22 protein-coding genes are annotated in these 26,776 nt (G+C 66.5%); 3 read left to right on the top strand and 19 right to left on the bottom strand.

The annotated features are described in order from the left end of the window. Nucleotides 1-12 precede the first annotated feature (12 nt). The 13 genes from PSEMO_RS10215 to PSEMO_RS10155 are packed head-to-tail and all read right to left on the bottom strand — an operon-like array spanning nucleotide 13 to nucleotide 15,239. Nucleotides 13-1,938, bottom strand: coding sequence for a hypothetical protein (locus PSEMO_RS10215; protein ID WP_075802950.1), 1,926 nt, complete (start codon nucleotides 1,936-1,938; stop codon nucleotides 13-15). Then, nucleotides 1,935-3,242 carry a lipopolysaccharide biosynthesis protein gene (locus PSEMO_RS10210; protein WP_075802949.1) on the bottom strand — a complete coding sequence of 436 codons (1,308 nt, stop codon included), beginning with the start codon at nucleotides 3,240-3,242 and terminating at the stop codon, nucleotides 1,935-1,937. Before PSEMO_RS10210 ends, PSEMO_RS10215 begins: the two co-directional genes overlap by 4 nt. Next, complete coding sequence (locus tag PSEMO_RS10205) at nucleotides 3,239-4,240, bottom strand: polysaccharide deacetylase family protein (RefSeq protein WP_075802948.1); 1,002 nt, start codon at nucleotides 4,238-4,240, stop codon at nucleotides 3,239-3,241. Before PSEMO_RS10205 ends, PSEMO_RS10210 begins: the two co-directional genes overlap by 4 nt. A 10-nt stretch (nucleotides 4,241-4,250) precedes the next feature. Continuing rightward, entirely contained in the window at nucleotides 4,251-5,387 is a 1,137-nt protein-coding gene (locus tag PSEMO_RS10200) for a glycosyltransferase (protein WP_075802947.1), read from the bottom strand. Then, entirely contained in the window at nucleotides 5,380-6,345 is a 966-nt protein-coding gene (locus tag PSEMO_RS10195) for a glycosyltransferase (protein ID WP_075802946.1), read from the bottom strand. Before PSEMO_RS10195 ends, PSEMO_RS10200 begins: the two co-directional genes overlap by 8 nt. Next, nucleotides 6,342-7,712, bottom strand: coding sequence for an O-antigen ligase family protein (locus PSEMO_RS10190; RefSeq protein ID WP_075802945.1), 1,371 nt, complete (start codon nucleotides 7,710-7,712; stop codon nucleotides 6,342-6,344). The genes PSEMO_RS10195 and PSEMO_RS10190 overlap by 4 nt, the downstream gene beginning before the upstream one ends. After that, complete coding sequence (locus PSEMO_RS10185) at nucleotides 7,709-8,830, bottom strand: glycosyltransferase family 4 protein (protein ID WP_075802944.1); 1,122 nt, start codon at nucleotides 8,828-8,830, stop codon at nucleotides 7,709-7,711. Before PSEMO_RS10185 ends, PSEMO_RS10190 begins: the two co-directional genes overlap by 4 nt. After that, the gene (locus tag PSEMO_RS10180; RefSeq protein ID WP_075802943.1) at nucleotides 8,791-10,356 is read right to left on the bottom strand and encodes a GumC family protein; all 1,566 of its coding nucleotides are present in this window, start codon (nucleotides 10,354-10,356) and stop codon (nucleotides 8,791-8,793) included. The genes PSEMO_RS10185 and PSEMO_RS10180 overlap by 40 nt, the downstream gene beginning before the upstream one ends. Nucleotides 10,357-10,374: 18 nt before the next feature. Further along, the gene (locus PSEMO_RS10175; RefSeq protein WP_075802942.1) at nucleotides 10,375-11,403 is read right to left on the bottom strand and encodes a polysaccharide biosynthesis/export family protein; all 1,029 of its coding nucleotides are present in this window, start codon (nucleotides 11,401-11,403) and stop codon (nucleotides 10,375-10,377) included. Nucleotides 11,404-11,427: 24 nt separating this feature from the next. Further along, nucleotides 11,428-12,075 carry a CpsD/CapB family tyrosine-protein kinase gene (locus PSEMO_RS10170; RefSeq protein WP_075802941.1) on the bottom strand — a complete coding sequence of 216 codons (648 nt, stop codon included), beginning with the start codon at nucleotides 12,073-12,075 and terminating at the stop codon, nucleotides 11,428-11,430. Nucleotide 12,076: 1 nt separating this feature from the next. Further along, on the bottom strand, nucleotides 12,077-12,823 hold the full coding sequence (locus PSEMO_RS10165) for a sugar transferase (RefSeq protein WP_075802940.1): 747 nt from the start codon (nucleotides 12,821-12,823) through the stop codon (nucleotides 12,077-12,079). Then, nucleotides 12,820-13,890 carry an NAD-dependent epimerase gene (locus tag PSEMO_RS10160; protein ID WP_075802939.1) on the bottom strand — a complete coding sequence of 357 codons (1,071 nt, stop codon included), beginning with the start codon at nucleotides 13,888-13,890 and terminating at the stop codon, nucleotides 12,820-12,822. The genes PSEMO_RS10165 and PSEMO_RS10160 overlap by 4 nt, the downstream gene beginning before the upstream one ends. After that, a complete protein-coding gene (locus tag PSEMO_RS10155; protein WP_075802938.1) occupies nucleotides 13,887-15,239 on the bottom strand; it encodes a UDP-glucose dehydrogenase family protein in 1,353 nt (450 codons plus the stop codon). Before PSEMO_RS10155 ends, PSEMO_RS10160 begins: the two co-directional genes overlap by 4 nt. Before the next feature lie 396 nt (nucleotides 15,240-15,635). Between PSEMO_RS10155 and PSEMO_RS10150 the strand changes: the two genes are divergently transcribed. Continuing rightward, entirely contained in the window at nucleotides 15,636-17,324 is a 1,689-nt protein-coding gene (locus PSEMO_RS10150; RefSeq protein WP_075802937.1) for a sulfatase-like hydrolase/transferase, read from the top strand. Nucleotides 17,325-17,428: 104 nt separating this feature from the next. On the opposite strand, the gene PSEMO_RS10145 is transcribed toward PSEMO_RS10150, so the two are convergent. The 4 genes from PSEMO_RS10145 to PSEMO_RS10130 all read right to left on the bottom strand — a co-directional run bounded on the left by PSEMO_RS10145 (nucleotide 17,429) and on the right by PSEMO_RS10130 (nucleotide 21,034). After that, complete coding sequence (locus tag PSEMO_RS10145) at nucleotides 17,429-18,787, bottom strand: CoA transferase (RefSeq protein ID WP_075802936.1); 1,359 nt, start codon at nucleotides 18,785-18,787, stop codon at nucleotides 17,429-17,431. Nucleotides 18,788-18,840: 53 nt separating this feature from the next. Continuing rightward, nucleotides 18,841-19,254 carry a YbaN family protein gene (locus PSEMO_RS10140; protein ID WP_075802935.1) on the bottom strand — a complete coding sequence of 138 codons (414 nt, stop codon included), beginning with the start codon at nucleotides 19,252-19,254 and terminating at the stop codon, nucleotides 18,841-18,843. A gap of 56 nt (nucleotides 19,255-19,310) precedes the next feature. After that, nucleotides 19,311-19,919 (bottom strand): biliverdin-producing heme oxygenase, encoded by a 609-nt coding sequence (locus PSEMO_RS10135; protein ID WP_075802934.1) that lies wholly within the window; start codon nucleotides 19,917-19,919, stop codon nucleotides 19,311-19,313. A gap of 197 nt (nucleotides 19,920-20,116) precedes the next feature. Further along, a complete protein-coding gene (locus PSEMO_RS10130; protein ID WP_064304581.1) occupies nucleotides 20,117-21,034 on the bottom strand; it encodes a LysR substrate-binding domain-containing protein in 918 nt (305 codons plus the stop codon). A 146-nt stretch (nucleotides 21,035-21,180) separates the two neighbouring features. On the opposite strand from PSEMO_RS10130, the gene PSEMO_RS10125 reads away from it, so the two are divergent. Both PSEMO_RS10125 and PSEMO_RS10120 read left to right on the top strand, forming a co-directional pair. Then, complete coding sequence (locus tag PSEMO_RS10125; protein ID WP_075802933.1) at nucleotides 21,181-22,554, top strand: L-serine ammonia-lyase; 1,374 nt, start codon at nucleotides 21,181-21,183, stop codon at nucleotides 22,552-22,554. 63 nt (nucleotides 22,555-22,617) lie between these two features. Then, nucleotides 22,618-23,913 carry a serine/threonine transporter gene (locus PSEMO_RS10120; RefSeq protein ID WP_075802932.1) on the top strand — a complete coding sequence of 432 codons (1,296 nt, stop codon included), beginning with the start codon at nucleotides 22,618-22,620 and terminating at the stop codon, nucleotides 23,911-23,913. 114 nt (nucleotides 23,914-24,027) lie between these two features. Here the strand turns inward: PSEMO_RS10120 and PSEMO_RS33785 are convergent, their stop codons facing one another. After that, nucleotides 24,028-24,504 (bottom strand): hypothetical protein, encoded by a 477-nt coding sequence (locus PSEMO_RS33785; RefSeq protein ID WP_086937216.1) that lies wholly within the window; start codon nucleotides 24,502-24,504, stop codon nucleotides 24,028-24,030. Between the two features lie 32 nt (nucleotides 24,505-24,536). Then, nucleotides 24,537-26,660 carry a patatin-like phospholipase family protein gene (locus tag PSEMO_RS10115; RefSeq protein WP_086937215.1) on the bottom strand — a complete coding sequence of 708 codons (2,124 nt, stop codon included), beginning with the start codon at nucleotides 26,658-26,660 and terminating at the stop codon, nucleotides 24,537-24,539. Nucleotides 26,661-26,776: the final 116 nt, after the last annotated feature.

The raw sequence follows: 26,776 nt of genomic DNA, 5'->3' as shown, positions 1-26,776 counted from the left end.
ACGTCGCGCGGTTCACGACGCGTTCCAGCCCAGGGCAAAGATCGTCTGCCCCGGCAATTCGAATCCGATGTATCCGTCATGGCAGGCCAGGTCGGCCTGGCGTGGCTGATGATCGGGTCCGAAGAAGGTCAATACGCTTTGCGCCGGGCATTGCCGGGCGCCGCTGTCGAAGCGCACGCGTTGCAGGCGCTCGCTCTTGTTCACCCCGAGCAGGCTGCGCCGGGGCCCGCGGGCCATGGCCAGGGCGTCCACCTCGAAGGCGTCGTTGTGCAGTTGCAGCACCTCGTCCAGCCAGTGCTGCTGGAGGAACTGCTGGGCCAGGCCCACCGGCTTGAGTTCGAAGGTGCGCGGCCCGAGGACCCGCAGCATGCCCTTGGGGTACTCCGGCTCGTCGGCCGCCTGGAACCAGTTGAGCATGTCCAGCAGGCCGTCGGCGCTGGCGTTGATCGCCACCGAGGCCCACCACAGTGCGCCAAGGTGACCGTCCTGTTCGTAGAGGCTCAGGCTGGAGCCGCTGGACAGGTTGGTCTGGTCCAGCAGCAGGGCCTTGCGTGGCCGGCCGCGCTCGTCCAGGCCGACCAGCCCGGCGGCCTGGCGTACCTGGTCGCGATAGGCCCGGGTCGCCAGCAGGTCGCGGACCATCCATTCGTGCCAGGCCAGGGCATCGACCCGCGGGCCGAATTCCTCCAGCAAGCGCCGGGCCCAGTCGGCGCCACGACGCTCGTCGCTGCGTTCGGTGGTGGGGCCGTTGAACAGCCGCGAGCTGGCCGGCAGGGCGATGCGCACCCCGGCCTCGCGAGCCCCGGCGTAGTCCTCGACCTGTTGCAGGCGCTGGGCGAAGAAGGCGCGGAAGTCCTCGTAGCGGGTGTAATTGAGGTTGGGCTCGTCGGCAAAGGCCAGGTAGTGCCGGCCGCTGCCACCCAGGGCGACACTGGCTGCCAGCCAGGCGTCCAGGCCGCGACGGCTGGTGCTGTCATCGCTGAGGTCGGCGCGGCGGCCGCTGGCGGCGAGCAGGGTGATGTCGTCCTCGATGCCGAAGCGCTGGCGATACAGGCGACGGAAACCGGTTTCGTAACCGGGCTGCCGCGCCAGTACGTCGACGAAGCTGTAGAACCCGGCGGCGCGAGGCTTCAAGGCATCCAGCACTTCGTAGCTGGCGGGTGGCGGCAGCAGGTAGGGCAGGTTCAGCCCCAGTTTCGCAGTCGGGCCCAGGTGCTTGCCGCCCAGGCGCAGATCGACGTTGCCGGGCTGCTCCTGCAAGGGTTGCAGGTCTTCGATGCGGCGTGCGAACAGGTTGGCTGTGCCGTCGAGCCAGAACGCCGCCTTGCCGCTGCCTTGCAGCTCCAGCCGCCAGGTCTGCGCTTTCTGGCTGACCGGCAGGCTGACCTGCTGGAACTGCCAGTAGGCCGCTTGCGGGTTCAGCAGCAGGTCCAGGCTCTGCCCATCCGCGAGCCGCACCGCGCGCAGGCCACTGACGCCGCCATGGTATTTGCCTGCCAGCACGGCTTGCTCGCCGGGGCCGATGCGGAAGTAGAACGCCGTCCCGGCCTCCACCTGAAGGCTGAAATGCACTTTCGCCGGGGCGAACTGCACCCGGGTGCTGTCGCTGAAGGCCGGCCGGAAGCGCCGGAAGCTGTAGCCGGGAATCTCCAGGCGATAGCTGCCAAGCCCGGCGCGCAACGGCCATTGCTGCTGCCCGCGCACCTCGCTGGCGGCGATATCGCGGCGCGCCGCCAGGCGCCCCTGGCCATCGAGGAGGAACACCTGCTCGGGATTGGCGCTGGCCTGCCAGGCGCCGACCCAGTCCAGGTGCAGGGTGTCGCTGCGTCCTGGCGTCAAATACAGCGCACCGTCGCGAATATCCGGCCAGCGCAGTTGCCCGGCACTGGCCAGGCTGCTGAACAGCAGACCCGCGAACAGCGCGACGACGGTCTTCATCCGGCAACCCTCCCGGGCCGCATGCGCCACAGCGGCAGCAGGTCGGCGGGCAGCACGATCAGTACCCGCCACCAGGCCACGCCACTGAGCCGGCAATACAGCACCAGCATGGCCAGGGTCACCGCCAGGTAGGCGATGGACGAAGCCAGCGCGGCACCGACGATGCCGTAGCGGGGGATCAGCAGCACATTGAGGACCAGGTTGAGCGCCGCGCCAGCACCCATCATCAGCGACACGCTGCCGGGGCGGTTCTTGCCCAGCAGGTCAAGGCGCAGGATGCTCGCGTAGCACAGGCCGAACAGCCCCGGCAGCAGGGCCAGCAGCGCCGGATAGGCCGGCTGGTAGGCGGCGCCGAACAGGGTGACGATCAGCCATTCGCCGATCAGCGCCATACCGAGGCAGGCGCCGAGCATCACCGTGGCGGTCAGGCGCAGGGCCAACGGGGTCAGGCGCTCCATGCCGGCGTCCTGTTGCAGCAGGCGTTTCATCAAGGGCGTGGTCACCGCCTCGGGGACGATCAGCAGCAGTTCGGCGGCGGCGCTGGCCATGGCGTAGTGACCGAGGGCGGCGCTGCCGAGCAGGGCGCTGATGAACAGGTAGTCCGAGCGCAGGATCACTTGCTGGAACAACAGGTCCGGATGGCTCTTGGCACTGTAGGCCAGCAGCTCGCGCTGGCCGCTGCGGTCCCAGCACAGGTGCAGTTGCCGGCCACGGCGCAGCCACAGCAGGCCGAGCACCACCACCAGGCCGAGACCCAGCAGCCAGCTGGCCAGGGCCGCCGACAGCGCCGCGTCGGGCCACAGCCAGTAGAACGCGAGGAACAATAGCAACGGCGCCAGGGATTCGCTCAGGCGCAGGGCATTGAAGGCACCCACGCCGCCGGTAGCGTTGTGCAGGGTCAGCAGGCCGCTTTTCAGCACGCTGAGGGGCACCGCCAGCAACAGCAGCCAGGCCAGCAGGCCGAGTTGCTCGGTAACTTCCAGTTCAATACCGAAGCCGCGCAGCACGGCCAGGCAGATGAGGGTCAGCAACCCCGCCAGCAGGCAGCCGTAGACCAGCACCTGGGTCAGCAGCAGGCCGAGATTGCGCTGCTGCGCCGCCTGGTAGCCGATGGCGCTGTTCAGCCCGCCGCTGGTGGCGGCGGCGATCAGGTCCGGCAGGCTGCTCAGCAGGGCGAACAGCCCGCGTTCGCTGGGCCCGAGCAGGCGCGCCAGGAGCACATTGCGCAACAGGCGCAGGGCGATCATCGCCAGCCTGGTGCCCATGCTCAGCAGCAGGTGGCGCAGGTAGTGGCTGCGGTTCATGAGCGGCCTCCGCGGCTGATGCGCCAGGCCAGCAGCGCAGGTCGGCTGGCATTGCGCTGGCTGACCCCGATGCGCGGCAGGGCCAGCGGATCGTCACTGCAGTGGCAGAGGCCGGGGCGGGTGCTCAGGGCCCAGGGGTACTGGTGCGCGGCCAGGCGCTGGCGCACCCGCAGGTCATGGTCACCATTGGGGTAGCAGTACACCGGCAGCGGATCGCGGCAGCCGTTGCGCAAGGCACGGTGGCTGCGGCTGATTTCCTCTTCCAGGCGATGGTCGTCCAGCCCTGGCAGCAGGGCATGGCTGGCGCCATGCGGACCGAAGCGGACCAGCCCGGAGTCTTCCAATTGCCGCACCTGTTGCCAGTTCAGGGCCTGGGGCAGGGACTCCTCCGGGCAGGCATCGGTGAGCAGATGCAGGGCCGGGGCGGCCAGGCTTTTCAGGCTTTGCAGATAATGCGCCAGGGCCAGGCTGCGGGCCCGGGGCGCATCGTGCATGAAGTAGGCGGCGGGCAGCGGGCGACCGACCCGGCGCAGTTTCTCGATCAACTGATGCCGTGCCGGCTCGCCATGGCTGCCCCACAGGGTTTCACCAAGGCTTTCCCACCAGAAGCGCTGGCGGCTGCCGATGTAGTCGGTGGACAGGAAGATGCTCGCCGGCACTTCGTAGCGTTGCAGCAGGGGGAAGGCGTGCAGGGCGTTGTCGCGCCAGCCGTCGTCGAAGGTCAGCGCCACCCGCGGGCGCTTGCCGCTGCCCTGGCCGTGCAGCAGGTCCAGCAGCGGCAGGCACTCGAAATGCCCGCGCAGCCAGCGCAGCAGGCGCTCGAAGGCCAGCGGCCCAAGGCACAGCTCGTTGCGATGGGGCAGGGCGGCGGCGCGGTCGTCCGGCAGCACCCGGTGCAGCATCAGGATCAGCCCGGCGCCCTGCAACTGGCGGCGGCCCGCCGGGGAGTTGAGGTAGATCCAGCCTCGGGCGCGCTTGAGCGTGGTCTTGATCGGCATGGTCGTGGCCTCAGCGATTCTGCTCGGGATTCCACTGCCGGTAGCTGTGGCCGCGGAGGAACTGCCACAGCCCGACGCTCATTCCGGCGAAGGTCACCAGCACATAGGCGGCCAGGCGGAAGGGTTTGGGCAGGCGTTTGCCGCTGTCCAGCAGGCCGATCAGGGCAATCCCATAGGCCAGCAGTTGCAGGGTGCAGGTCCACAGGTAGAAGGCCCCGGCATCCAACAGGCACAGGTTGCTCAGCAGCAACGGCAACAGCAGCAGCGGCGCGAGGCGGCGCAACAGCTTGTGGCTGATCAGGGCGAGGGCGTACAGGCCGTATTGCGCCGGGTCGAGCAACGGGCTGCGCGCGGCCAGGCTGCGCAGGCCGCCGACCGTGACCCGCTGGCGGCGGCGGAACTGCTTGCCGGGCTGGTCCACGCCACAATCCAGCACCACGGCCTCGGGCACGTAGACGATGCGCTGGCCCGCCGCCGGCGCGCAGGTACTGATGAAGAAGTCATCGTTGACCTGTTCCGGGATCGCTTCGAACAGCTCGCGGCGCAGGGCCAGCAGGGCGCCGTCGGCGGAGACCATGCAGCCGTTGCGGTTTTCCACCCGGCGCACCCAGCCCTCGTAATGGCGGTACAGCGCATCGCCCAGGCTCAGGCCTTTGCCCGGCCGGGGAATGATCATCTGCCCGGCGCTGCCGCCGACGCCCGGCACGGCGAAAGGGCGCAGCAGATGGCCAAGGGTGTCGTCGGTCCACTGATTGTCCGCATCGGTGAACACCAGGATCTCGCCCTGGCAGCGCTCCACTGCGATATTCAGCGCCGCGGCCTTGCCGATCCGCGGCAGGTCAAGGACCAGGATGCGGGGGTCATCGACGCTGCGTGCGCAGGCCACGGTGCGGTCGCTGGAGCCGTCGCTGGCGACGATGATCTGCAGGCTCGCGGTGAACGGGGCCTGGGCCAGTACGCTGCGCAGCTTCTGCTCGATATGCCGCTGCTCGTTATGGGCGGCGATCACCACGCTCACCGACAAGGGTTTTGCCGGCCCCGCCTCGGGCTGCTGGCGAAACGGCGCGAACAGGGTCAGCAGCAGCGGATAGCCGAGCCAGGCATACAGCGGCAGCAGCAGGCACGACCAGAAGATGAATTCAGCCACGGGCAGGCCTCCTTGCGTTGAGGTTGAACAGGCTCAGGACAAAGGCCATGCCGGCCAGGTGCAGGCGAATGAAATGCAGGCCCCAGAGCTGCAGCATCAGGCGCGGATCGCGGTGCTTCAGGCTTTGCCGCAGGCTCAGGGCCAGGGCCGGCAGGCTGGCGATCAGCACCAGCAGCAGGCTCAGGTGCGGAAAGCCGTCGAGCAATGCCGACAGGGCCATAGCGTCGAGTCCCCAGGCGCCCAGGGACAGCGCCGGGAAGCGCAGCAGGCGCAGGCTCGCGCCATGGCTGCGCAGCAGTTGCAGGTGGCTGCCCTGGCGCCACATTTCCTTGCCCAGCCATTCCTTCCAGCTGCCTTCGTAGCCCCAGTGCAACACCACCGGATCGCGCAACACCGCCAGGCGTGCGCTGGCTTCGTGCAGGCGCAGGGTGAAGTCCTTGTCCTCGCCGCTGCGCAGGCTTTCGTTGAAGCCGCCGACATTCTCGAACCAGTAGCGCGGCATCAGCAGGTTGGGGCTGGGCAGCCACTGCTGGGTTTGCAGCAGCTCGCCGGCGCGCAGGGTGCGGCGTTGCCAGGCAATGGCGAACCAGGGCGCCTGGTGCGGGGTGTCGCAGTCGAGGGCGAAGACATCGGCGCGGTCCTCGTCATGCAGGGCAAACAGGCGCTTGAGCCAGCTGTCAGGCACCTCGATGTCGGCGTCGAGAAACGCCAGCCATTCACTCTCGCAGGCCGCTGCGCCACGGTTGCGCAGGGCGCCGATGCTCAGCCCCGGCAGGCTCAGCACCTCGGCGCCGAGGGCCCGGGCAATCCGCGGGCTGTCGTCGCTGGAGCCGTTGTCGACCACGATCACCCGGCATTGCACCGCCGCCTCCCGCGCCGCCTCGCGCAGCGCCACCAGGGTGCGGCCGATATGCCGGCTTTCGTTGAACATCGGGATGACGATGGCGACCCGGTTCATGAGCGTGGCTCCCGTTGGCGCGACGCCTCGGCCTGGGCGCGCAACACCCCGGACAGGGCGAGCATGATCCACAGGTACTTGTGGTTCGGCGCGCTGAGGAACATCAGGAACAGCTCCACCGCGAGCATGCTCATGCTCAGGTGGGTCAGCAGGTCGGCCCGGGCCACCTCATGCTGGCGCAGCCAGGCATTGCGCGCGGCCCAGAAGTTGCGCAGGGCCAGGGCTATCATGCCGATGAACAGCAGCGCCCCGGGGATCCCGACTTCGCTGAACAGCTCCAGGTAGGTGTTGTGCGCACGGCGATACAGGTCGGTGACCTTGCGGTTGGCCGAGAAGGCCTTGGCATAGCCGGTATGGGCGTAGTGCAGCGGGAAGGTGCCGGGGCCGGAGCCGAATACCGGGTTTTCCCGGATCATCCGGCTGCCGACCACGATATAGGAGGCGCGCCGGCCCAGGGAGTCGTCCTCGTAGGCGTTGACCCCGGACTTGAGCACGCTCAGCGACTGGATCCGCTCGATGTACTTGGCCGGCATCACCGCCACCGCCGTTGGCAGCAACACCGCCAGGGCGAGCATGACGAGGCCGAGATGCCGCGGGCGAATCCGCGTCAGGTGCACCCGGTAGTGATACAGACCGATGCCCAGGCTGATCAGCAGCACCACCAGGCCCGAGCGCGATTCGGTGCGGGTCATTCCGGCCAGCAGCAGCCCGGTGCACACCAGCCACAGCAGTTTCTCGGCCAGGCGCGGCACATTGAGCAGCAGCCAGATGGTCAGGGGGATGGCGAAGGCGATCAGCATGGCGAACACGTTGGGGTCGTCGAGCAGCCCGGCGGCGCGGCCCTGGTCCTGGTATTTGCTGGAGTACATGGCCAGCACGCAGGTGGCGGCGACGCTCAACGACACCAGGCGGGCGAACAGCACCAGGTTGGCCTCGCGCCCGACCAGCAGGGTCATGACGAACAGCAGCAGGCCGATCAGCAGTTCGCGCAGGTGCCGGGCCGAGAGCAGCCAGTCGTCGCTGAGCCAGAAACTCAGGCCATAGCAGGCCAGGAAGCCCAGCAGCAGGGGCCACAGGTTGCTGCGCAGGCGGCTGCCATCAAGCTTGCCGCTGGCCAGTTGCAGCATCAGCACCAGGGCCAGGCCGGCACCGACCAGCTTGGCGGCGGACAGGTCGCTGTCCTTGAACAGCCCTTCGAACGGCACCAGGGCAATGATCGCCAGCAGGCCCCAGGCCGGGCGCCGCCACAGGCCGAGGAGGCCGGCCAGGGCCAGCACCGCGCCGGGGGCCAGGTACGGCCAGGGACTGACCAGCAGGGCGACGGCGGCAAGGCCGAACAGCCCGATCAGGGAAAGAGGCAGGATCATGCGCGGACCTCCTTTGCGGCGCCCAGGTACACCTGGGCCCAGCGCTGGGCCAGGGTAGGCAGGTGGAAGCGTTCGCGCTGGGTACGCCGGGCCTGGGCGATCAACTCGCCGGCCTGGGCCGGGTCGTCGATCAGCGCGGCCAGTTGCGCGCCCAGCTCGTCTACCGCCAGGGGCCGGGCCAGCAGGCCGCTGCGCCCGTGTTCGATCACATCGGGAATGCCGCCGACGCCGAAGGCCACCACGGGAACCCCGTCCTGCATGGCTTCGAGCAGGATCATCGGCGTGCCCTCGGTGCGCGAACTGATCACCAGGGCGTCGAGGCGGCGCATCCAGGGGCGCATGTCCTGCTGGAAGCCCGGCAGGAGAATGCGCTCGCACAGCCCGGCGGCGACAATCCGCGCGCGCAGGGCCGGCAGTTCCGGCCCGTCGCCGAGCATCACCCCATGCAGTTGCGGGTAGCGTCGGCACAGCGGGATCAGGGTGTCGAGAAACAGGTCCGGGCCTTTTTCACTGCTCAGGCGGCCCACGTAGCCGGCCAGCCACTGGCCGTGGTGCTCGGCATGCTGGAGCGGTTGCGCGCTGTCCGGCAGGCCGTTGGGAATCACCCGGATCTTGCTGTTGGCGACCCCGGCCTCGCGCAGGATCCGCGCGATGCTTTCGGCCACGCAGACCACCTTGCTCACCAGCGGCGAACGGCACAGGCGCAGGGTCAGCCAGGTGTACAGGCGCTGCTTGCGGCTGCGCGGGGTGAAGCCGTGCTGGGTGGCCAGCAGCGGCATGCCCCACACCAGTGCCGCCAGGCAGCCGAACAGCAGGCCGCGGAAGTTGTGGGCATTGAGCAGCGGCCGCGCCGAGCGCTCGCGGCCGATCTCGCCGAGCAGCCCCGCCACCCCGGTGCAGCGCTGGCAGTCCACCCCGGCGCGGCGAAAGCGCGCCAGCAATTCATCCGGTGCCTCGAGAAACAGCACCCGATGCTGCCCTGGCGTGGCCAGGCAGTGGTCCAGCAGCATGCGCTCGGCGCCGTAGAACCCACCGCTGTTGAGCAGGTGGATGATCGGCTGGCGCGGGGCTGCGGCGTTCAATTGCGCACCCAGTGCCACAGCCGTGGCAGCGACCATTGCTTGTGCGGGTTGGGCAGTGCCGGGGTCTGGTCGTTGATCACCAGCAGCACCGGCAGGTTCAGCTCCTGACCGATCTGGGCCGGATGTTTGAAGCGGTGGTCGAAGAACTCGCGGACATAGACCAGGGCGATGGCGAACAGCAACCCGGTCAGCATGCCGAACGGAATGATCAGCAGCGGCCGCGGGAAGGCGGCTTCGGTGGGCTGGTACGGCGCGCTGAGGATACGGGCGTTGGACAGGTTGTCGAGCTGGCCCTGGCCACGGCTTTCTTCATAGCGTTGGGTGTAGGTGAAGAAGGCCTTGTGCAGGGCATCGATCTCGGTATCGAGCTGGCGCGCCTTGCTCTGGGTTTCCTGCAACTGGTGGATGCGGCTTTTCAGCTCGCCGATGCGCGCGGTTTTCTGGGCGATCACTTCCTGGACCACGGTCAGGTCCTTCTCGCGTTCGCGGATACGGTTGGACACCACTTTCAGGAATTGCTGGCGGGTACGGGTGATCTGCTCGCGTTGCAACTGCATGGGTTCACTGCCGGGCTGGAAGATCGCCGTGTCATTGCCGTAGCGCGACACCTGGCCGGTCAGTTGCTCGCCCAGTTGCTTGATCTCGCGATCCTCGAAGGCGATGTTGTCCACCGTGGTGGTGAAGGTGAAGGGGAAGCTGTAGTCGGCCATTTTCGCCGAGCTGGCATTGGCCAGCGCGCCCTTCAGGTAGTCGAGCCAGCGCTGGCTTTGCAGCAGGCGGTCGCGGTACTGGTTGAGGTCCTGCTCCTCGGTGTTGATCGCGTTCAGGCGGAAGGTGATTTCCTCCTTCGGATCGGACGAGCCGTTGGCCTCCAGCAAACCCAGGCGCCTGCTTTCCAGGTCGTCGAGACGGGTCTGGTACTGGAGTTTCTTCTGTTCATAGAAGGACTCCGGCAACTCGTTGGATTGCAGGTCCTGGCGGTTCTTCAGGTAGTTGTCCAGCAGGCGGGCGACGAAGGCGGTGCCCTGGGCCGGATCGGGGAAGCTGTAGTTCACCGAGATCACGTTGGAGCCGGGCAGGGTATCGACCTTCAGGCTTTTCACCGCCTGCTCGGTCAGGGCATCCAGCTCGCTGTCGCCGGCGGATTGCACGCGCAGGCCGAGGGCGCTGCGCAGCGGGTCGATGACATGGACATGCAAAGGGCTGACTACCCAGCGATCAAGCATGCCCGGCTCCGAACTGTAGCTGCCTTCGCTGCGCAGCTGGCTGATGGTCTGGCGGATCAGGGTCGGCGAACGCAGGATATTGCTCTCGGTCTCCATGTCGGCCAGGGAGGGCGGGATGAACTTGTCGGTTTCCTGGGCCAGGGCGGTATTGGTATCGCTCTGCGACAGTTTCTTCGACTGGACGATGACCTCGGCGCCGATATCGAAGCTCTGGCGCAGGACCAGCGGCAGCAGCAGGGTAATCACCGCGAAGGCCAGGAAGATGCGTTTCACCCACTGGCGGTTGGCGAAGAAGATGCGGAAGAACTCGTGCAGGTAATTCTCTTTGGGATTCATGTCGCGATACTCCCGGGATCAGTTGTCACTGCCTTTGTTGTCGAGGCGATAGCCGAAGCTCACGCCAACCCCCTGGAACAGCACCACGTCGGCCAGTTGCCGGGCCAGTTCGCCGGCGCTGGCGAGTTTGGTCTTGGGCACATAGAGCATGTCGTCCGGTTGCAGGTAGGCGACCTGGGCGGCGCTGGCGTCGAGCGCCTTGTCGATGTTGTAGGGCACCGCCGTCACCTGGTTGCCCTTGCGCCGCATGATCATCACCGAGTCCAGGCGTGCCTTGATGCTCGGCCCGCGGGCCAGGGTCAGGGCCTCCAGCACCGAGACCGGACGGCGGATCGGATAGGCGCCGGGCGCGCCTACTTCACCCAGCACGTAGATCTCGTTGACCGCCGTGGACTTGAGCATCACGTCGACGCTCATTTTTCCCGGCAGCTTGGCGTAGCGCTCGTTCAGGTAGCTTTCCAGCTGGCTCACGGTCATGCCCTGCAGGGCCACCGAGCCGACTTCCGGGAAGTTGGCGCGGCCGTCGCTGTTCACCGTGATCTCCCGGCTCAGGCCGGTAGCCGGGTGGTTCAGCGAGTTCTTCAGGTTCTGCTCGTTGGTCAGCGGGCTGATCACCTGCACGGTCAACTGGTCGCGGTTGGGCTGGAACAGGCTCTTGTTGCGGTAGGCCTGCTGGATCGCGGCGCGGGCCTGATCCGGGGTTAGCCCGGCGACCTGCACCGAGGTGTTGGCCGCCGGCAGTTCGATACGGCCGTCAGGCAGCACCAGCTGGTTGCCGTTCAGGGAACTGGCGGAGAGGAAGTTCAGGCCGATGGTATCGCCGGGCTGGATGCGATAGGCATCGGTGCCGCTGGTGGCGATATGGAAGATCACGTCGAGCACGTCCTGCGGGCGCAGCACCTGTTCCTGGCTGTCGAGCTCGGTGGCCTGGGCACTGGCGCTGGGGGCGGTCATGATCTGCACCGGCATCTGGTGCATTTCCTGGTGACTGCTGCAGGCGGCCAGCAGTGGTACCAGGGCAAACAGGGCGATCAGGGAATGGTTCATGTCGGGGGCCCTCGCACGGTCGGCTCAAAGGTTGTTGTAGAGCCACTTGGGCATGTAGTAGCGGCGCCGGTTGAAGACGCTGCCGATCAACTGCGCACCGGCCTGGACCAGGCGCTGGCTGGCAGCCTGGGCCACTTCGCGGCGGGTGTCGTCGGCGTCGATGACCAGGATCACGCCATCCACCAGCGGCCCCATCACCAGGCTGTCGGCCCCGGCGTAGACCGCCTCGCCGTCGATCACGACGAAGCGGTAGTCGCTGGCCAGCTTGTGCAGCAGGACCCGCAGCATTTCCGGGTCGAGACGCTCGCCGCCGCGCTTGTGCAGGCCGCCGGGCAGCACGTCGAAGCTCTGGTCGGACAGGCGCACGATGCAGTCCTGGGGCAGCGGCGGGGTCTGGTCATCGAACAGCAGGTCGTTGAACCCGCGCAGCTTGCCCAGGCCCAGTTGCTGGCTGAGGTTGTCGGGGGTGTCGCTGGCATCCACCAGCAACACCGCGCCACCGCTCATCTGTGCCAGTTGCTTGGCGACGGCCAGGGCGCTGGTGCTGGTGCCGCTGCCGCGGTTGGCGGCGGTCAGCAACAGCAGGCGGCGGTCCTGGTCGAGCAGGGTGGAGGTCAGGTTGGTTTCGCTGGGGGTCGCGATACGCATGCTTCTTGAAGTAGAACCGTCCATCTCAACTTGCTCCGTGGCCGTTGAACACTTTGAAGGGAGTCTTGAGCAGGATCTTCAGGTCCAGGCTCAGGCTCTGTTCGGCGATGTAGCTGAGGTCAAGCTCGACCCGCTGGTCGAAGTCGATGTCGCTGCGCCCGGAGATCTGCCAGAGGCCGGTCATGCCGGGGTAGATGCTCAGGCGTGCGAGGTGGCTGTCCTTGTAGCGGTAGGCGTTGAACGAGGTAGGCCGGGGGCCGACCAAGCGCATCTCGCCGCGCACCACGTTGAACAGGTTGGGCAACTCGTCGAGGCTGCTGCGCCGGAGCCAGCGGCCGATCCGGGTTACCCGCGGGTCATCGTCGATCTTGAAATCGATGGACTGGGCGCCGTGCTTGTTCAGGTGCCGAAGGGACTCCTTCAGCGCCTCGGCGTCGGCGACCATGGTGCGGAACTTGAACATGCCGAAGCAGCGTCCGCGATAGCCGGTGCGCCGTTGCACGAAGAACACCGGCCCCGGGCCGCTGGCCTTGACCAGCACGGCGAGGGCCAGCAGCAGTGGCGCCAGGCAAATGATCAGGAGCACGGCGCCGAGGCCGGCGAGGCAGCGGTTGGTCCGCGACAGGGTCCAGGGCCGGCCGCCGATACGCCCGGTGAACCAGCCACGACCTTGCTTGTGCACCGCCGAATCGATGCGCATGCGGTGCTTGGGGTCCATCCGCTTGTCCTCTTGCAGCGCCTGTACCTGGGCGCTTTGCGGTTGTCCGGTCATATCGACCTCCGTTGCTCTGCGGGCGAAGCCCGGTGGATCTGCGCTGGCGTCCCGAGCAGCGGCAGGTAGTGGTCGAGGAACCAGGCGGCGAAGCGCCCGAGTCCGTCATCCAGGGAAATGAGGGGAGTGAAACCGGTGGCGGCGGCGAGGTCGCTGGCGTCGGCGCAGGTGTCGAGCACGTCCCCCGGTTGCAGCGGCAGCAACTCGACTTCGGCCTGGCGCCCCAGGTGCTTTTCCAGCAGGGCGACATAGTCGAGCAGGGCCACCGGGCGCTGCCCGCCGATGTTGTACAGGCGCCAGGGCGCGTGGCTGCTGGCCGGGTCCGGGTGGCTTGCGTCCCACTCTGGATTGGCTTGCGGGGCCTGAGGGATCAGGCGCACCAGGCTTTCGACGATGTCATCGATATAGGTGAAGTCGCGTTGGTGCTGGCCATGGTTGAACAGGCGCAGCGGACGGCCTTCATGGATGGCCTGGGCGAACTGGATCGGCGACATGTCCGGGCGGCCCCAGGGGCCGTACACGGTAAAGAAGCGCAAGCCAGTGGCAGCGATGCCGAACAGATGGCTGTAGCAGTGGGCCATGGCCTCGTTGGCCTTCTTGCTCGCGGCGTACAGCGACAGCGGGTGGTCGACGCCATCGCGTACCGAATACGGCACCGTGCGATTGGCGCCGTACACCGAACTGGACGAGGCGAACAGCAGGTGCTGCACCGGATGGCGGCGGCAGCATTCGAGGATATTGAGGAAGCCGGCGACATTGCTGTCCAGATAGGCCCGGGGGTTGTCGAGGGAGTAGCGCACCCCGGCCTGGGCGGCGAGGTGCACCACCACCTCGGGCTGCTCGCTGGCGAACAGGCGTTGCAGGCCCTCGGCATCGTTCAGGTCGAGGATCCGCAGAGTAAAGTCACCGGCCTGCTGGCGTACCCAGTCGACCCGCGCGACTTTCAGCGCCGGGTTGTAGTAGGCGTTGAAATTGTCCAGGCCGATCACCTGGTGGCCGTCGCGCAGCAGGCGCAGCGCGCAGTGGGCCCCGATGAAGCCGGCGGCGCCGGTCACCAGGACTTTCATGGTGCCGGTACCTCGGGCACGACATGACGCAGGCCGATGCCGCAATAGTCGAGGCCGAAGGTGGCGACCTGGTCGGGGTTGTACAGGTTGCGCCCGTCGATGATCAGGCGCTGGCGCAGTTTCTGCGCCAGCAGGCTGAAATCCACCACGCGAAAATTCTTCCATTCGGTGCAGATCACCAGGGCGTCGGCGTCTTCCAGGGTATCGTCGCGGGTGGCGCAGAGCTGCAGGTCCTTGCGGTAGCCGTAGATCCGCCGGCACTCGGCCATGGCTTCCGGATCGAAGGCATGCACCGTGGCGCCTTCGGCCCACAGGGCTTCCATCAGGTAGCGGCTGGGCGCTTCGCGCATATCGTCGGTATTGGGCTTGAAGGCCAGGCCCCAGAGCGCCACCGACTTGCCGGCAAGGCTGCCGGGGAAGTGCTGCTTGAGCTTGGCGAAGAGGATCTGCCGCTGGCTGTCGTTGACCTCGCTGACGGTCTGCAGCAGGCGCAGCGGCATGCCGTTGTGCTCGGCGGTGTGTAGCAGGGCGCGCAGGTCCTTGGGAAAGCACGAGCCACCGAAGCCGCAGCCGGGGTAGATGAAGTGGTAGCCGATGCGCGGGTCGGAGCCGATGCCCTTGCGCACCGCCTCGATATCGGCGCCCAGGCGCTCGGTGAGGTTGGCCAGCTCGTTCATGAAGCTGATCCGCGTGGCGAGCATGGCGTTGGCCGCATACTTGGTCAGCTCGGCGCTGCGGTTGTCCATGAACATGAGCTTTTCATGGTTGCGGCAAAAGGGCGCGTAGAGTTCGCTGAGCTGGTCCTGGGCGTCGGCGTCGCAGGTGCCGACGATGATCCGGTCCGGACGCAGGCAGTCGGCCAGGGCGCTGCCTTCCTTGAGGAATTCCGGGTTGGACACCACCCGTACCTTGAGCTCCAGCTTGCCCAGGCGGTCCAGTTGCTCGCGGGCCAGTTGCGCCACCTGGTCGGCGGTACCCACCGGCACCGTGGACTTGATGATCAGGGTGCGGTCGCCGTCCATCAGCTCGGTGATCTGCCGGGTCACGCCAAGGACATGGGAGAGGTCGGCGGAGCCGTCTTCGTCCGGTGGGGTGCCGACGGCGATGAAGATCAGTTCGCCATGGCTCACCGCATCGCTGGCCTGGGTGCTGAACAGCAGGCGGCCGTCGCGGATGTTGTCCTCGAGCATGGCCGACAGGCCCGGCTCGTGGATCGGCGGTACACCGACGCGCAGTTGGCTGATCTTGTGGGTATCGACATCCACGCACAGCACCCGGTGACCGACGTCTGCCAGGGCGGCTGCCTGAACCAGTCCTACGTAACCCGTACCGAACACACTCACGTCCATTCCGGATGCCTCGCATGGCGTAATGGGGGTGTAACAGCGATGTGTTTTCGGTATAGCGCAGGCTGCGGAAAAAGTGTCAATGGAATGGCATGTTTCACTCAACTTACGTTGCCTGTTGCAGCGGTCGTTTTGCCATCAACCCCTTTCAATCCGCGCCTTTGCGTCAAAAAGGTGATGGCCAGTCGCCGGGTGATTTCTCGATAAACGGTCGAAGGCCGCGCCGTTCAAGGCTTGTAGAGATTTGTTCGCAATTGGTTTGACGGCTCTCCTTTAGTGTTAATCCCTATTTTTCGGCGCCAATAATTCGCCATAAAATTGGCAGTCGATAGCTGGAAAGACCCGCGCAAGCTGACTACCTTTCGAAAATCCCCGGTCTGCCGAAGGCGGTCTCATTCCATGCGTGCATATCTCAAGGGCTCGTTGTTGCTCGGCTACCTGGCCTGTTTTCATGAAGCGACAGGCGAACGTTTGCAGGCGCTGGGCATGGGGCCTGCGCTGGTGTTGTACCTGGGCGTGTTCGGGTTGTTGGCGCTGGGGCTGTGGCTGGCAGCGCAGATTCGCCTGGGTCTGGTGCGCTGGGCGCTGGCGTTGCTGTTCTTCGCCAGCGCGGTGTTCTTCGATGCCTACACGCGGATCACCGCCAGCTACCTGACCTACAGCGCCTTTATCTCGATGGTCTATTCCGGCGCATTCATCCAGGACGCGCTGCTGCAGTACCAGGACGCCATCCTGCTGGCGCTGGCGCGCGGGCTGTTGCTGCTGCTGGGAATCGGCTTGCGCCCAGGGACCTGGCCGCGGCTACCGCGGGTGTTGCCCTGGGCGGCGCCGCTGCTGGGGGTGCTGCTGCTGACGGGGATCCTGTTCGTGCGTGCCGGGGAGGGCGCCCGGGGCTTGCCGGTGATGTATACGCCGCTGGCCTATCTCAACCTGCTGGCCTACGAAACCCTGCATGACCATGTCGGTGTGCGCCAGCCGGTGAGTCTGGCCCGCAGCGGCCCGGCCATGGCCCGGGACATCGTGCTGCTGATCGATGAAAGCGTGTCCGGCAACTACCTCGACCTCAACACCGCCCAGGGCGTGCCCACGCCGCTGACCCAAGGAGCGGGGCTGAAAATCTTCAACTTCGGCTACGCCGCGTCCATCGCCAACTGCAGCGCCGACACCAATGTCACCCTGCGCTACGGCGGCACCCGCGCCGACTATCTGCGGATCAACTCGACCCAGCCGTCGATCTGGCAGTACGCCCATCAGGCCGGTCTGCAGACGGTGTACATCGACGCCCAGCGCACCGGTGGCAACCTGCAGAACCTGATGAGCGAAACGGAAAAGCGCGATATCGACCGCTTCATCCAGTTCGACGACACCCCGGTGCAGCAGAGGGATATGGCGGTGGAAGCGCAACTGGTGGAGTTGCTGGGTGATGGGCGGCCGCAACTGATCCTGGTCAACAAGGTCGGTGCGCACTTTCCGGTGCACGACAAGTACCCGGATGACTTCATGCTCTGGCGTCCGGCCTTGCCGCGCGGGGAGTACACCGATATCGCCGATACCGGGCGGCGCGATGGCTTTTCAGGCAGCCCGCAGGACTGGGTGCTGTACCGCAATGCCTACCGCAACACCCTGGCGTGGAACGTGGGGGAGTTTTTCAAGCGCCTGTTCGCCCAGGCCGACCTGAGCCAGGCGGTACTGATCTACACCTCGGACCATGGGCAGGACCTGCATGAGCGGGGCAATCCCGGGTTGAACACCCACTGCGACAGCGACCCGGTGATGGAGGAGGGCCTGGTGCCGCTGGTGGTGATCCAGGGTGAAGGGGTCAAGGCGCCGGACTGGGCCGCGCATCTGCAGCAGAACCGCGATCGGTCGAGTCACTACAACCTGTTCCCGACCCTGTTGCAGTTGCTGGGGTATGACCAGGCGCAGGTGCAGGCGGCGTATGGGCGGCCGTTGAGTGTGGCGACGGAGGATGAGTTCAGTTTCAACACGCGGTTCAATGCCAGGTTGGGGGCGAGTCCGGTGTTCAAGCGGATCGATCTGGGGCAGGTGGTGGTGCCGGAGGGGACGGTGGTTGGTAGTCGGGAATGAGGATGTTCATTCGGGCCTCATCGCTGGCAAGCCAGCTCCCACAGGTTTTGTGTGCGCCGCGAACCCTGTGGGAGCTGGCTTGCCAGCGATGAGGCCGGTATAGCCTACCAACACGCCTCGGCCGACCCCAATTCCGAAGCCCCCAACTCCCAATGCAACGCCGCCCCCACCACCTGCAGCGGCGCCTTCAGCCGCAGCGCCGGCCCCCAGGGCGTTTGCTCCCGTCGCAAGCCCAGGTCCGCCGCCGTCTCGGCCGCCAGCGGCAGGTCATCCGGCATGGTCCCCTGTTCCTCCAGCCATTTCGCCGTCCGCGCCAGTGACAACCTGGCCATGCCACCTTGCCCCGTCGCCAGCCGCTCCGCCAGTCCGCGAATCGCTGCCGCCGCCATCAGGTACCCGGTCGCATGATCCAGCGCCTGCACCGGCAAGGGCACCGGCCGGCTGGCCTGCTGCCAGCGCATTCCGGCATGGGCGATCCCGGTGCTCATCTGCACCAGGCTGTCGAAGCCCCGGCGCACTTGCCACGGGCCGCTCCAGCCATAGGCGTTGAGGCTGATGTCCACCAGCGCGGGATTCAGCACCCGGCGCTGGGCATCGCCATAGCCAAGGCGCTCCAGGGCATCGGCACGGTAGCCGTGGACGAGGATGTCGGCCTGGGCCAGCAGGCGTTCGAAGATCTTGCGGTCATCGAACTCGCGCAGGTCCAGACGGGCGCAGCGCTTGCCGAGGGTGACTTCGGCGACCACGCCGGGTTCGTCCCAGTCCGGCGGGTCGATGCGCAGTACGTCGGCGCCGAAGCCGGCGAGCAGGCGGGTGGCAATGGGGCCGGCGAGGATCCGGGTCAGATCAAGGACGCGCACTCCCGCCAGGGGCCGCTCCGGGGTGCCCGACCAGTTGCGCGAGCCGTCGGCGTCGAACGGCTGGCGGCGGATCAACGGCTCGGCATTCACCGCACGGCCCTGGGGATGGTCCGACCACTGCTGCCAGCTACGCATCTGCGCCGCGCAGCCGCCGCTTTCGACGATGGCCTGTTCCAGTTCGCCCGCAGACCAGGCGATGACCTGGCGAGCCATGGCTTCGCGGTCAGTGGCCGGGCCGAGTACGGCTTCGGCGATCAGGCGGTGGTGCGGGGCGTTGGTGTGCAGGCGGATCCAGCCATCCCTGGTCTGGTAGTCACCGGCGATGGCATCCCACAGTGGCGGCGGTTCCCAGCCTTGCGGGCGCAGGCTGGAGGCGAACCAAAGGGCGGCCAAACGGCGGTCCACCTGGACGCGGTGGCATTCGCCTGCCTGCTGTTCGATCAGCGCGGCTACCGCCAGACCGGCGGCGGCAATGCTGACCCCGGCCATCTCGGTGACGGCGAAGGCTGATGGCAGGTTGCCAGGGGTGGAGAAACGCACGGCCCCGTCCAGCGGGCGGGGCAGGTCGAGGTCATGGGCGATGGCGCTGAGCATGTTCAGCATCGTTGTCCTCCTGGGGTCGAAGGACACAAGTGAAGTTAATCAGCGCGCCCAGGTCAAATGCCGCTCGGCTTGGCAGCGGCCTCGGGGACGGCTTCCGGGCGCGACCAGATCCACAGGTTGCCCAGGGTCATGCCGCCGATCGCCAGGAATACCGGCCAGTGGTGGTCGAGGAACACCAGCATCAGGGTGGCGCAAAGCAGCATGCTGATGGTCGCGCTGACCTTGGCCCGGCGCTGGATCACCTTGCCGTTGCGCCAGTTGTGCAGGATCGGGCCGAACAGCCGGTGGTTTTCCAGCCAGGCGCTGAGGCGCGGCGAACTGCGGGTCGCGGCCCAGGCGGCGAGGAGGATGAATTCGGTGGTCGGCAGGCCGGGTATGACGATCGCCACCAGGCCGATGCCCAGGCTCACGTAGGCCAGCAGGCCGTAGAGCACGCGGGAAAGCTTCGAGGAAGAAGGTCGGGTCATGGGGTTTGTCGACTGCACGGGGAAATCCGGCCGTCATGATGACGGCCGGAGCGCGATCAGGCCAGTTCGGCTTTAGGCGCAGTGGCGTAGGCGTGCTTGAGCAGCTCGGTGAAACGCTCGAACGCAGCGACCGCGCCTTGTTCGGCGGCGGCTTCTTCCTCGGCGCTCAGTTCCAGGCTGTCGAGGATCCGGCAGAACTGTTTCCAGCCTTCGGCACGGCCGCCGGCCGGCTCGCCCAGGTGGCGGGCGCCGAAGTTCTCGTTCAGTTCCAGGGCCACGGCGCGCTTGATCAGGAACGCAGCGCCGAGCTTGGAGCCTTCGGAGACGAAGATCCAGCCCATGGCCTGGGCGATGCCCGGGTTCTGCAGGGCGCCGGGGAAGTCGGCAGGGACTTCGGTGTCCAGGTCGGCGAGGTCCAGGCGGGCCTGTTCGGCGCGGCAGCGCTGGGCAAGGTCGGGGACGATGGCGATCAGCCGCGGGTCGGTGTACAGCGCCTTGAGTTCGTTCTGGAACAGGTACTGGGCGACGACGAAGCGGGCGAAGTTTTCACGGGTTTCGAAAGGCGCGTGGGACTTGACCAGCGCGTCCAGCTCGGTGTGCGGCGCATGGGTGATCTGGTTCAGGCGCTGCGAGCGCAGGCTGGCGCGTTCGGTGTTGGCTGTCATTGGGAATTCCTTGCGTTTGGGACGGGCCTTGTAACTAGACGTGCAAGATGACGCGCGACAGTAAAAAAACCTCACCCCTGTGCTCTGGAATTTGTTTTGCCTGTACCGGCCTCATCGCTGGCAAGCCAGCTCCCACAGGGATCGCGTGCACCGCTGGACCTGTGGGAGCTGGCTTGCCAGCGATGGGGCCCTCACATTCAACCGAAAGCCCGGGCTTCTTCCACCAGCCAGTCATGCACCGCCCGCGCACTCGGATGCGCCAGGGTCCCGGCGCTGTACAGCAGCACATAACGCTTGTGGTTCGGCACCGGCGCACCAAAGGGCACGATCAAGGTCCCGCGTTCCAGCTCGTCATTGAGCAGCGTGCGCCGGGCAATCGCCACGCCGATCCCGGCAATCGCCGCCTCGATGGTCAGGTGATTGCGGTTGAAGGTGTGCCCGCGCCGTACATCCAGCCCGCCGGCGCCAATCGCCTCGAGGTAGAACTCCCACTCCGCATACTCGGAGCTGCCGCGCCAGGCGGTGATGTCGTGCAGCAGCGGATAGTGCACCAGGTCATTCGGTCCGTGCAGCGGCGGGCGACCGCGGAGCAGGGCGGGGGAGCAGACCGGGAAGATCTCCTCGTCCAGCAGCGGTGTCGAGTACATCCCCGGGTAGCTGCCGTCGTTGAGGTCGATGGCCAGGTCGAAATCCCCTTCGTGCAACGCCTGGTTGCTGTCCTCGGCCACCAGGCGCAGCTGGATATCCGGGAAGCGCTGCTGCAGGCGCGGCAAGCGCGGCGTCAGCCATTTGGCGAGGAACGAGGGAATCGAGCGCAAGCGCAAGGTGCCGCGAATCTCCCCGGCATCCAGGCGCAGCAGCTCGGCCTCGATGCTGCCGTAGGCCTCGTGCACGGTCACGGCCAGGCGCTGGCCTTCGGCGCTCAGCTCCACGCCCCGCGCCCGGCGCAGGAACAGGCGAAAGCCCAGGCGCTCCTCCAGCTGGCGAATCTGCTGGCTCACCGCACCCGGGGTGATATGCAGCTCCTCGGCGCAGCGGGTGAACGACAGATGCCGCGCCGCACAGGAAAACACATGCAGCCAGACATACATCTGGCCATTCATCGATCGCCGCATCGTTTAGTCCTGCTAAAGCCTTGCTTAGAAAGTTTCGTTGGTCGTAGGAAATTTCGCAGGGCAGTATCGCCCAACTTAGCGACACCTCTCAATTTTTTCACCGTGCACCGAAAGGGTTCACCGCTTTCGTGCAGGCAGGCATTAGCATGGCTATCAGTGTTTTCGACCTTTTCAAAATCGGCATCGGCCCGTCCAGCTCCCATACCGTCGGTCCGATGCGCGCCGCCGCGACTTTCGTCGAGGCCCTGCGCGGGCAGGACCTGCTGACGGCGGTGACCCGGGTCGAAGTGCGCCTGTACGGTTCGCTGTCGGCCACCGGCGTCGGCCATGCCACTGACCGCGCCTGCCTGCTGGGCCTGATGGGCGAATGGCCGGACCGCATCGACCCGCAGTGCATCGGCCCGCGGATCGAGCAACTGGAAAGCACCGGCGTTCTGGTTCTGGGTGGGAGCCAAACGATTGCGTTCGACTGCAAGCGTGACCTGCTGCTGCTCGACGAAAGCCTGCCATACCACCCCAATGCCATGACCCTGGAAGCCTTTGGCGCCGGCGGCCTGCTGTTGCAGCAGACTTACTACTCGGTGGGCGGCGGTTTCATCGTCGAGGCAGCTGAGATCGGCGAGGGCGCAACGGGTACGCAGGTCGAACTGCCTTACGAATTCTCCAGCGCCGAGGAAATGCTTGCTCTGTGCAAGCGCCACGGCCTGCGGGTCAGCCAGCTGATGATGGCCAACGAACTGGCCTGGCGCGAGGAACACGAGATCCGCGCCGGCCTGTTGCAGCTCTGGGCGGTGATGCGCGAATGCGTCAGCAACGGCCTGAGCAACGAAGGCATCCTCCCGGGCGGGCTCAAGGTCAAGCGCCGCGCCGCCAAACTGCACCGCAGCCTGCAGGAACTGGGCAAGCCCAATGTGATCGGTTCGACCCTCAGCGCCATGGAGTGGGTCAACCTGTTCGCCCTGGCGGTCAACGAGGAAAACGCCGCCGGCGGGCGCATGGTCACCGCGCCGACCAACGGCGCGGCGGGGATCATCCCGGCGGTGCTGCATTACTACATGAAGTTCAACCCCGAGGCCTGTGACAACGACGTGGTCGACTTCCTCCTGGCCGCCGCCTCGGTGGGCATCCTGTGCAAAAAGAACGCCTCGATCTCCGGCGCCGAGGTCGGCTGCCAGGGCGAGGTGGGCTCGGCCTGCGCCATGGCTGCGGCGGGCCTGGCCGACGTGCTGGGCGCAACCCCGCCGCAACTGGAAAACGCCGCGGAAATCGCCCTGGAACACAACCTCGGGCTGACCTGCGACCCGGTCGGCGGCCTGGTCCAGGTACCGTGCATCGAGCGCAACGCGATCGCTGCGGTCAAGGCGATCAATGCCGTGCAGATGGCCCTGCGCGGCGACGGCGAACACTTCATTTCCCTGGACCGGGTGATCCGCACCATGCGCGATACCGGCGCCGACATGCACGAAAACTACAAGGAGACTTCCCGCGGCGGCCTGGCCGTCAGCTTTGTCGAGTGTTAAGCCGGCGTCCGGCACAGGCGACGGTTATTCAGATGCAACAAAAATAATTACAAGGCGATATCGATGACTGATGTAAACAGCACCACTTCCCTGCGTGGCGAAGCCGCCGCGCCTGCCACCCGCGGCTGGAGCCGCCACGACACCACCTGGACCCTGGGCCTGTACGGCACCGCCATCGGTGCCGGCGTCCTGTTCCTGCCGATCAACGCCGGGGTCGGCGGCTTCTGGCCGTTGCTGATCCTGGCGCTGCTGGCCTTCCCCATGACCTTCTTCGCCCACCGTGGCCTGACCCGTTTCGTCCTGTCCGGGCGCAAGGGCGGCAACGAGGACATCACCGAAGTGGTGGAGGAGCATTTCGGCGCGGGTGCCGGCAAGCTGATCACCCTGCTGTATTTCTTCGCCATCTTCCCGATCCTGCTGGTGTACAGCGTGGCGCTGACCAACACCCTGGGCAATTTCCTCGAGCACCAGTTGCATATCACGCCGCCGCCACGGGCCTTGCTCTCGTTGCTGCTGATCTGCGGCCTGATGATCGTGGTGCGTTGCGGCCAGGGCATCATCGTGCGGGTCATGAGCGTGCTGGTCTATCCCTTCGTCGCCGCGCTGCTGTTGCTGGCTCTGGGCCTGATCCCCAACTGGAACAGCGCCTTCTTCGCCCAGGCCAGCGAAGGCATGAGCGCCGGGCTGCTGCTCAAGACCCTGTGGCTGGCGATTCCGGTGACGGTGTTCTCGTTCAACCACTCGCCGATCATCTCGGCCTTCGCCGTGGCGCAGAAGCGTGAGTATGGCGAGCGTGCCGAGCAGAAAAGCGGGCGCATCCTGGCCGCCTCGCACCTGATGATGGTGCTGACCGTGATGTTCTTCTGCTTCAGTTGCGTGCTGGCCCTGTCCCCGGCCGACCTGGCGGCGGCCAAGGCGCAGAACATCTCGATCCTGTCGTACCTGGCCAATCACTTCCAGACCCCGATCATCGCCTTCGTTGCGCCGCTGATTGCGCTGGTGGCGATCACCAAGTCGTTCCTCGGTCACTATGTCGGAGCCAGTGAGGGCTTCCAGGGCCTGATCGTTAAGAGTCTGCGCGGCCGTGGCCGGAGCATGTCGGCCAAGGGCCTGGAGCGGGTCACCGCGCTGTTCATGGTGCTGACCTGCTGGATCGTTGCCACGCTCAACCCGAGCATCCTCGGGATCATCGAGTCCCTTGGCGGTCCGGTGATCGCCTGCCTGCTGTTCCTGATGCCGATGTATGCGATCAACAAGGTGCCGTCGCTGCGTCAGTATTCGGGCAAGGTGTCGAATGTGTTCGTGGTGGCGGTGGGGTTGATTACCTTGTCGGCGATTGCTTACTCGGTTATTGCCTGAAGACCGTTGTTGTCTGATCGGGCCCTATCGCTGGCAAGCCAGCTCCCACAGGCTCAGCGGTGCACGCGGTCCTTGTGGGAGCTGGCTTGCCAGCGATGAGGCCCGATCAGCCACCTAATACCCCAGGTACTTCCACAGGGCATCCGCCACCTTCGATTCCTCCTTCCCATCCCCGAACAACCGCCGGCCGATCTGCAACCCCAGCTGCCGATACCCCTCGAACTGCGCCTCGTCGAAGAACTGGTTGGCCGTGCTTTCGTTGGGGAAGGTCGGGTGTTCGCTGGCGTAGTTGACCAGGTCCACCGGCAGCCCGGCGATCAGGTTCGGCTTGAGCAGCAGGATGCGCGAGGTCAGGTCGCCCTGCTTGTTGCGCACATTGAGCAGGATCGCGCAGCGCTTGTAGTCCGCCTTCTCGCGCGCTTTCGAGGTCAGCTTGAAGTCCTGGACCCGGCCGAAATACGGCGCCAGTGCCTCCACTTCGAACACCCCTGGATCCTCGCTGATCTCCAGCGCCTGGTCGATCCGTGCCAGACGGATCAGGTTGGCCAGGTCGTCGAAGCGGTAGGTCGGGTCGGCGCCGCAGTCGCACATGACGATCAGGTCGATCTTGCGCCCCTCGCGGATCAGCTCGTAGCACGCGGTGTTTTCGAAATGGCCACCGTCCGACAGATACTGGAAAAATCCCGGTTCAGGCCGTGGAACTGCGCGGTCAGCTCATAAAACAGATAGTGCTGGCTGGTCAGGGAGCGCTCACGCAGGCTGTCGCGGGAGGCGCGGGTGCCCGTGAGCTTTTCACCGTTCTGCAGCACGTCCGCCGGCCACCAGGTGCCCAGGCGCATATTGGTCAGGCCCAGGGCCAGCGAGGTGCCGAGGCTGGTGGCCCGGCCAAGGCCGGTGGAGACCGCCGCACCGGACGTGGCCACCCAGTGGGCCAGGGTCAACGGCTGGTAGATCTCCCCGCAGTCCGGTGGCGTGGCGCGCTGGCGCGGCTCACCATCAATGATGTAGCTGACGCTGGCCCAGCCATCGGCCCCCGATGGCGCCAGGCACAACGGCTTGCCCTTGCGGTCGCGCTGCACCAGCTGTTCGGCGGGGTCCACCGTCTGGTTCAGGGTGGCGTTGATCAGGTGCACCGGCGCGCAGGTGGTGCTGGCGTAGTACGCCTCGATGCCCGGGTCATCGCCGGGCAGGGTTTCGGCAACGCTCAGCAGGCGCTTGCGCTGGTTGCGGGTCTTGCCGGAGAAGCGCAGGCCGTTGGAGGCGCCGAGGTAGGCGCGGGCCAGGCGCGCGCGGTAGAAGGAGTGCCATGACGACAGGTTGAGGAAGCCGATGAATTTGCCCGAACCCAGGCTGAACAGCGCGGCCATGACGGTCAGGCCGAGCAGGCGCGCCCAGTCGTGGGCGTCGTCGCCGGCAATGCGCACATATTGCACCAGCAGGCCCCAGCACAGCGCGACCAGCAGGAAGATCAGCGCGCCCGCGACCCCGGCGATCAAGCTGATCGGCAGTTTGCTCAGCAAGCCCTGGCTGGGTTTGTCGTCGTTGGACAGCGACACCCAGCGCACCAGGGCGATCAAGGCGGGCAGGGCGGTGGCACTGGAGATCAGCGGGCCATGCCCGAATTGCGCGATCAGCCATTCGCTCAGCCACGGCACGAAGGCAAAGAAGGCCGCCGCGAGGGTGGCGATGATCGCGCTGGCCAGGCGCCGGGTCACCAGCACGCGGTAGGTGGCCACGGTGTTTTGTCGGGCGAGGAGCTTGTCCGCAGCAAAGCGGCCGCGCTTGAGGTAGGCACACAGCCACAGGCAGTAGACCAGGCCCAGCAGGCAGATCAGGCCGAACACCACCATCAGCACGCGCAGCCCGGTGCCGAGCCACGGCGCGGCGACGCCGAGGGCCAGCATGACCACGCCGCTCAGGGCGTAGAGACCGGTGGCCTGGTTGAACGGATGGGGCATGTGGTCATCGTTGCGCCGCCGGTAGACCATCCAGAACGTCAGCATCAGTGGCATCACCACCAGCCCGACCAGGGCGACCGGCATCCACCACAAGGAGGTGCACGCCACTTGCCCGGCGCACCACGGCAGGGAGTCGATCCCGACCTGCAGCAAGGTGGCCAGGGCCAGGCCGAACAGCAGCGGCATGCCGATGACCATGTGTACGGCCAACAGGTTGCGCAGCGACATGCCAAGGACATAGAAAAGGTCGCCGCCGCCGCCCGGGGTCAGGTAGCGGCCGTTTTCCCGCAGCCAGCCCAGGGGCGCGGCACCGACGGGTTCACGGGCGTAATCGTCGCTGGTATGGATGCGCCCCGGTGGCTCGTAATCCAGGGTGTCATAGGCTTCCCGGGCCGCCTGGCGTTTGGCTTCGTCGGTCGGGTTGCTCTGGTCATTTGCGTTGCCGCTGTGTTCCCGTCCGCACAGGCGTCCGGGGATGAACAGGCTGCCGAAGAACGAGCCCAGGTAACCGCCGCCGCTGACTGTCGAAAGGTAGTCGAAGCGCGGCAGCAGGCGCTTGCCCAGCTCATTGCCGGTTGGCTCCGGCTGGGGTGCCTTGGCCCGGGCCAGGGCCTGGAGTACCCCGAGGCAGAAGGTGGCGCTGCGGATGCCTCCGCCGGAGAGCGCCAGGGCCCAGCGCTTGTCGCTGCCACCTGGCAGTTCGAGCAGCCGGTAACGCTCGGCGAGACGCGCCCGTTCGGCGTTGAACTGCGTGCTTTGGTCCGTGCTGACGGATTCTTCCCTGTCCATGCTGTACCTGCCGGTTGGTTGGAGGTTGTACTCAGGCGGGGGAGTGTAGAGCAGGAAAATGGCTAGTTGCCACTACTGTGATGTGGATCACACCTGCACTGCGCGCAAAGTTGTTT

The sequence above is a fragment of the Pseudomonas putida genome, assembly GCF_001941965.1.
Lineage (GTDB): Bacteria > Pseudomonadota > Gammaproteobacteria > Pseudomonadales > Pseudomonadaceae > Aquipseudomonas > Aquipseudomonas putida_L.
This window is presented reverse-complemented; position numbering and strand designations above follow the sequence as displayed.

Coding starts and splice junctions, on each gene's coding strand:
- PSEMO_RS10215 (WP_075802950.1), bottom strand. CDS start 1,938: ATGAAGACCGTCGTCGCGCTGTTCGCGGGTCTGCTGTTCAGCAGCCTG.
- PSEMO_RS10210 (WP_075802949.1), bottom strand. CDS start 3,242: ATGAACCGCAGCCACTACCTGCGCCACCTGCTGCTGAGCATGGGCACC.
- PSEMO_RS10205 (WP_075802948.1), bottom strand. CDS start 4,240: ATGCCGATCAAGACCACGCTCAAGCGCGCCCGAGGCTGGATCTACCTC.
- PSEMO_RS10195 (WP_075802946.1), bottom strand. CDS start 6,345: ATGAACCGGGTCGCCATCGTCATCCCGATGTTCAACGAAAGCCGGCAT.
- PSEMO_RS10190 (WP_075802945.1), bottom strand. CDS start 7,712: ATGATCCTGCCTCTTTCCCTGATCGGGCTGTTCGGCCTTGCCGCCGTC.
- PSEMO_RS10185 (WP_075802944.1), bottom strand. CDS start 8,830: ATGGTCGCTGCCACGGCTGTGGCACTGGGTGCGCAATTGAACGCCGCA.
- PSEMO_RS10180 (WP_075802943.1), bottom strand. CDS start 10,356: ATGAATCCCAAAGAGAATTACCTGCACGAGTTCTTCCGCATCTTCTTC.
- PSEMO_RS10175 (WP_075802942.1), bottom strand. CDS start 11,403: ATGAACCATTCCCTGATCGCCCTGTTTGCCCTGGTACCACTGCTGGCC.
- PSEMO_RS10170 (WP_075802941.1), bottom strand. CDS start 12,075: ATGGACGGTTCTACTTCAAGAAGCATGCGTATCGCGACCCCCAGCGAA.
- PSEMO_RS10165 (WP_075802940.1), bottom strand. CDS start 12,823: ATGACCGGACAACCGCAAAGCGCCCAGGTACAGGCGCTGCAAGAGGAC.
- PSEMO_RS10160 (WP_075802939.1), bottom strand. CDS start 13,890: ATGAAAGTCCTGGTGACCGGCGCCGCCGGCTTCATCGGGGCCCACTGC.
- PSEMO_RS10155 (WP_075802938.1), bottom strand. CDS start 15,239: ATGGACGTGAGTGTGTTCGGTACGGGTTACGTAGGACTGGTTCAGGCA.
- PSEMO_RS10150 (WP_075802937.1), top strand. CDS start 15,636: ATGCGTGCATATCTCAAGGGCTCGTTGTTGCTCGGCTACCTGGCCTGT.
- PSEMO_RS10145 (WP_075802936.1), bottom strand. CDS start 18,787: ATGCTGAACATGCTCAGCGCCATCGCCCATGACCTCGACCTGCCCCGC.
- PSEMO_RS10140 (WP_075802935.1), bottom strand. CDS start 19,254: ATGACCCGACCTTCTTCCTCGAAGCTTTCCCGCGTGCTCTACGGCCTG.
- PSEMO_RS10135 (WP_075802934.1), bottom strand. CDS start 19,919: ATGACAGCCAACACCGAACGCGCCAGCCTGCGCTCGCAGCGCCTGAAC.
- PSEMO_RS10130 (WP_064304581.1), bottom strand. CDS start 21,034: ATGCGGCGATCGATGAATGGCCAGATGTATGTCTGGCTGCATGTGTTT.
- PSEMO_RS10125 (WP_075802933.1), top strand. CDS start 21,181: ATGGCTATCAGTGTTTTCGACCTTTTCAAAATCGGCATCGGCCCGTCC.
- PSEMO_RS10120 (WP_075802932.1), top strand. CDS start 22,618: ATGACTGATGTAAACAGCACCACTTCCCTGCGTGGCGAAGCCGCCGCG.
- PSEMO_RS33785 (WP_086937216.1), bottom strand. CDS start 24,504: ATGTGCGACTGCGGCGCCGACCCGACCTACCGCTTCGACGACCTGGCC.
- PSEMO_RS10115 (WP_086937215.1), bottom strand. CDS start 26,660: ATGGACAGGGAAGAATCCGTCAGCACGGACCAAAGCACGCAGTTCAAC.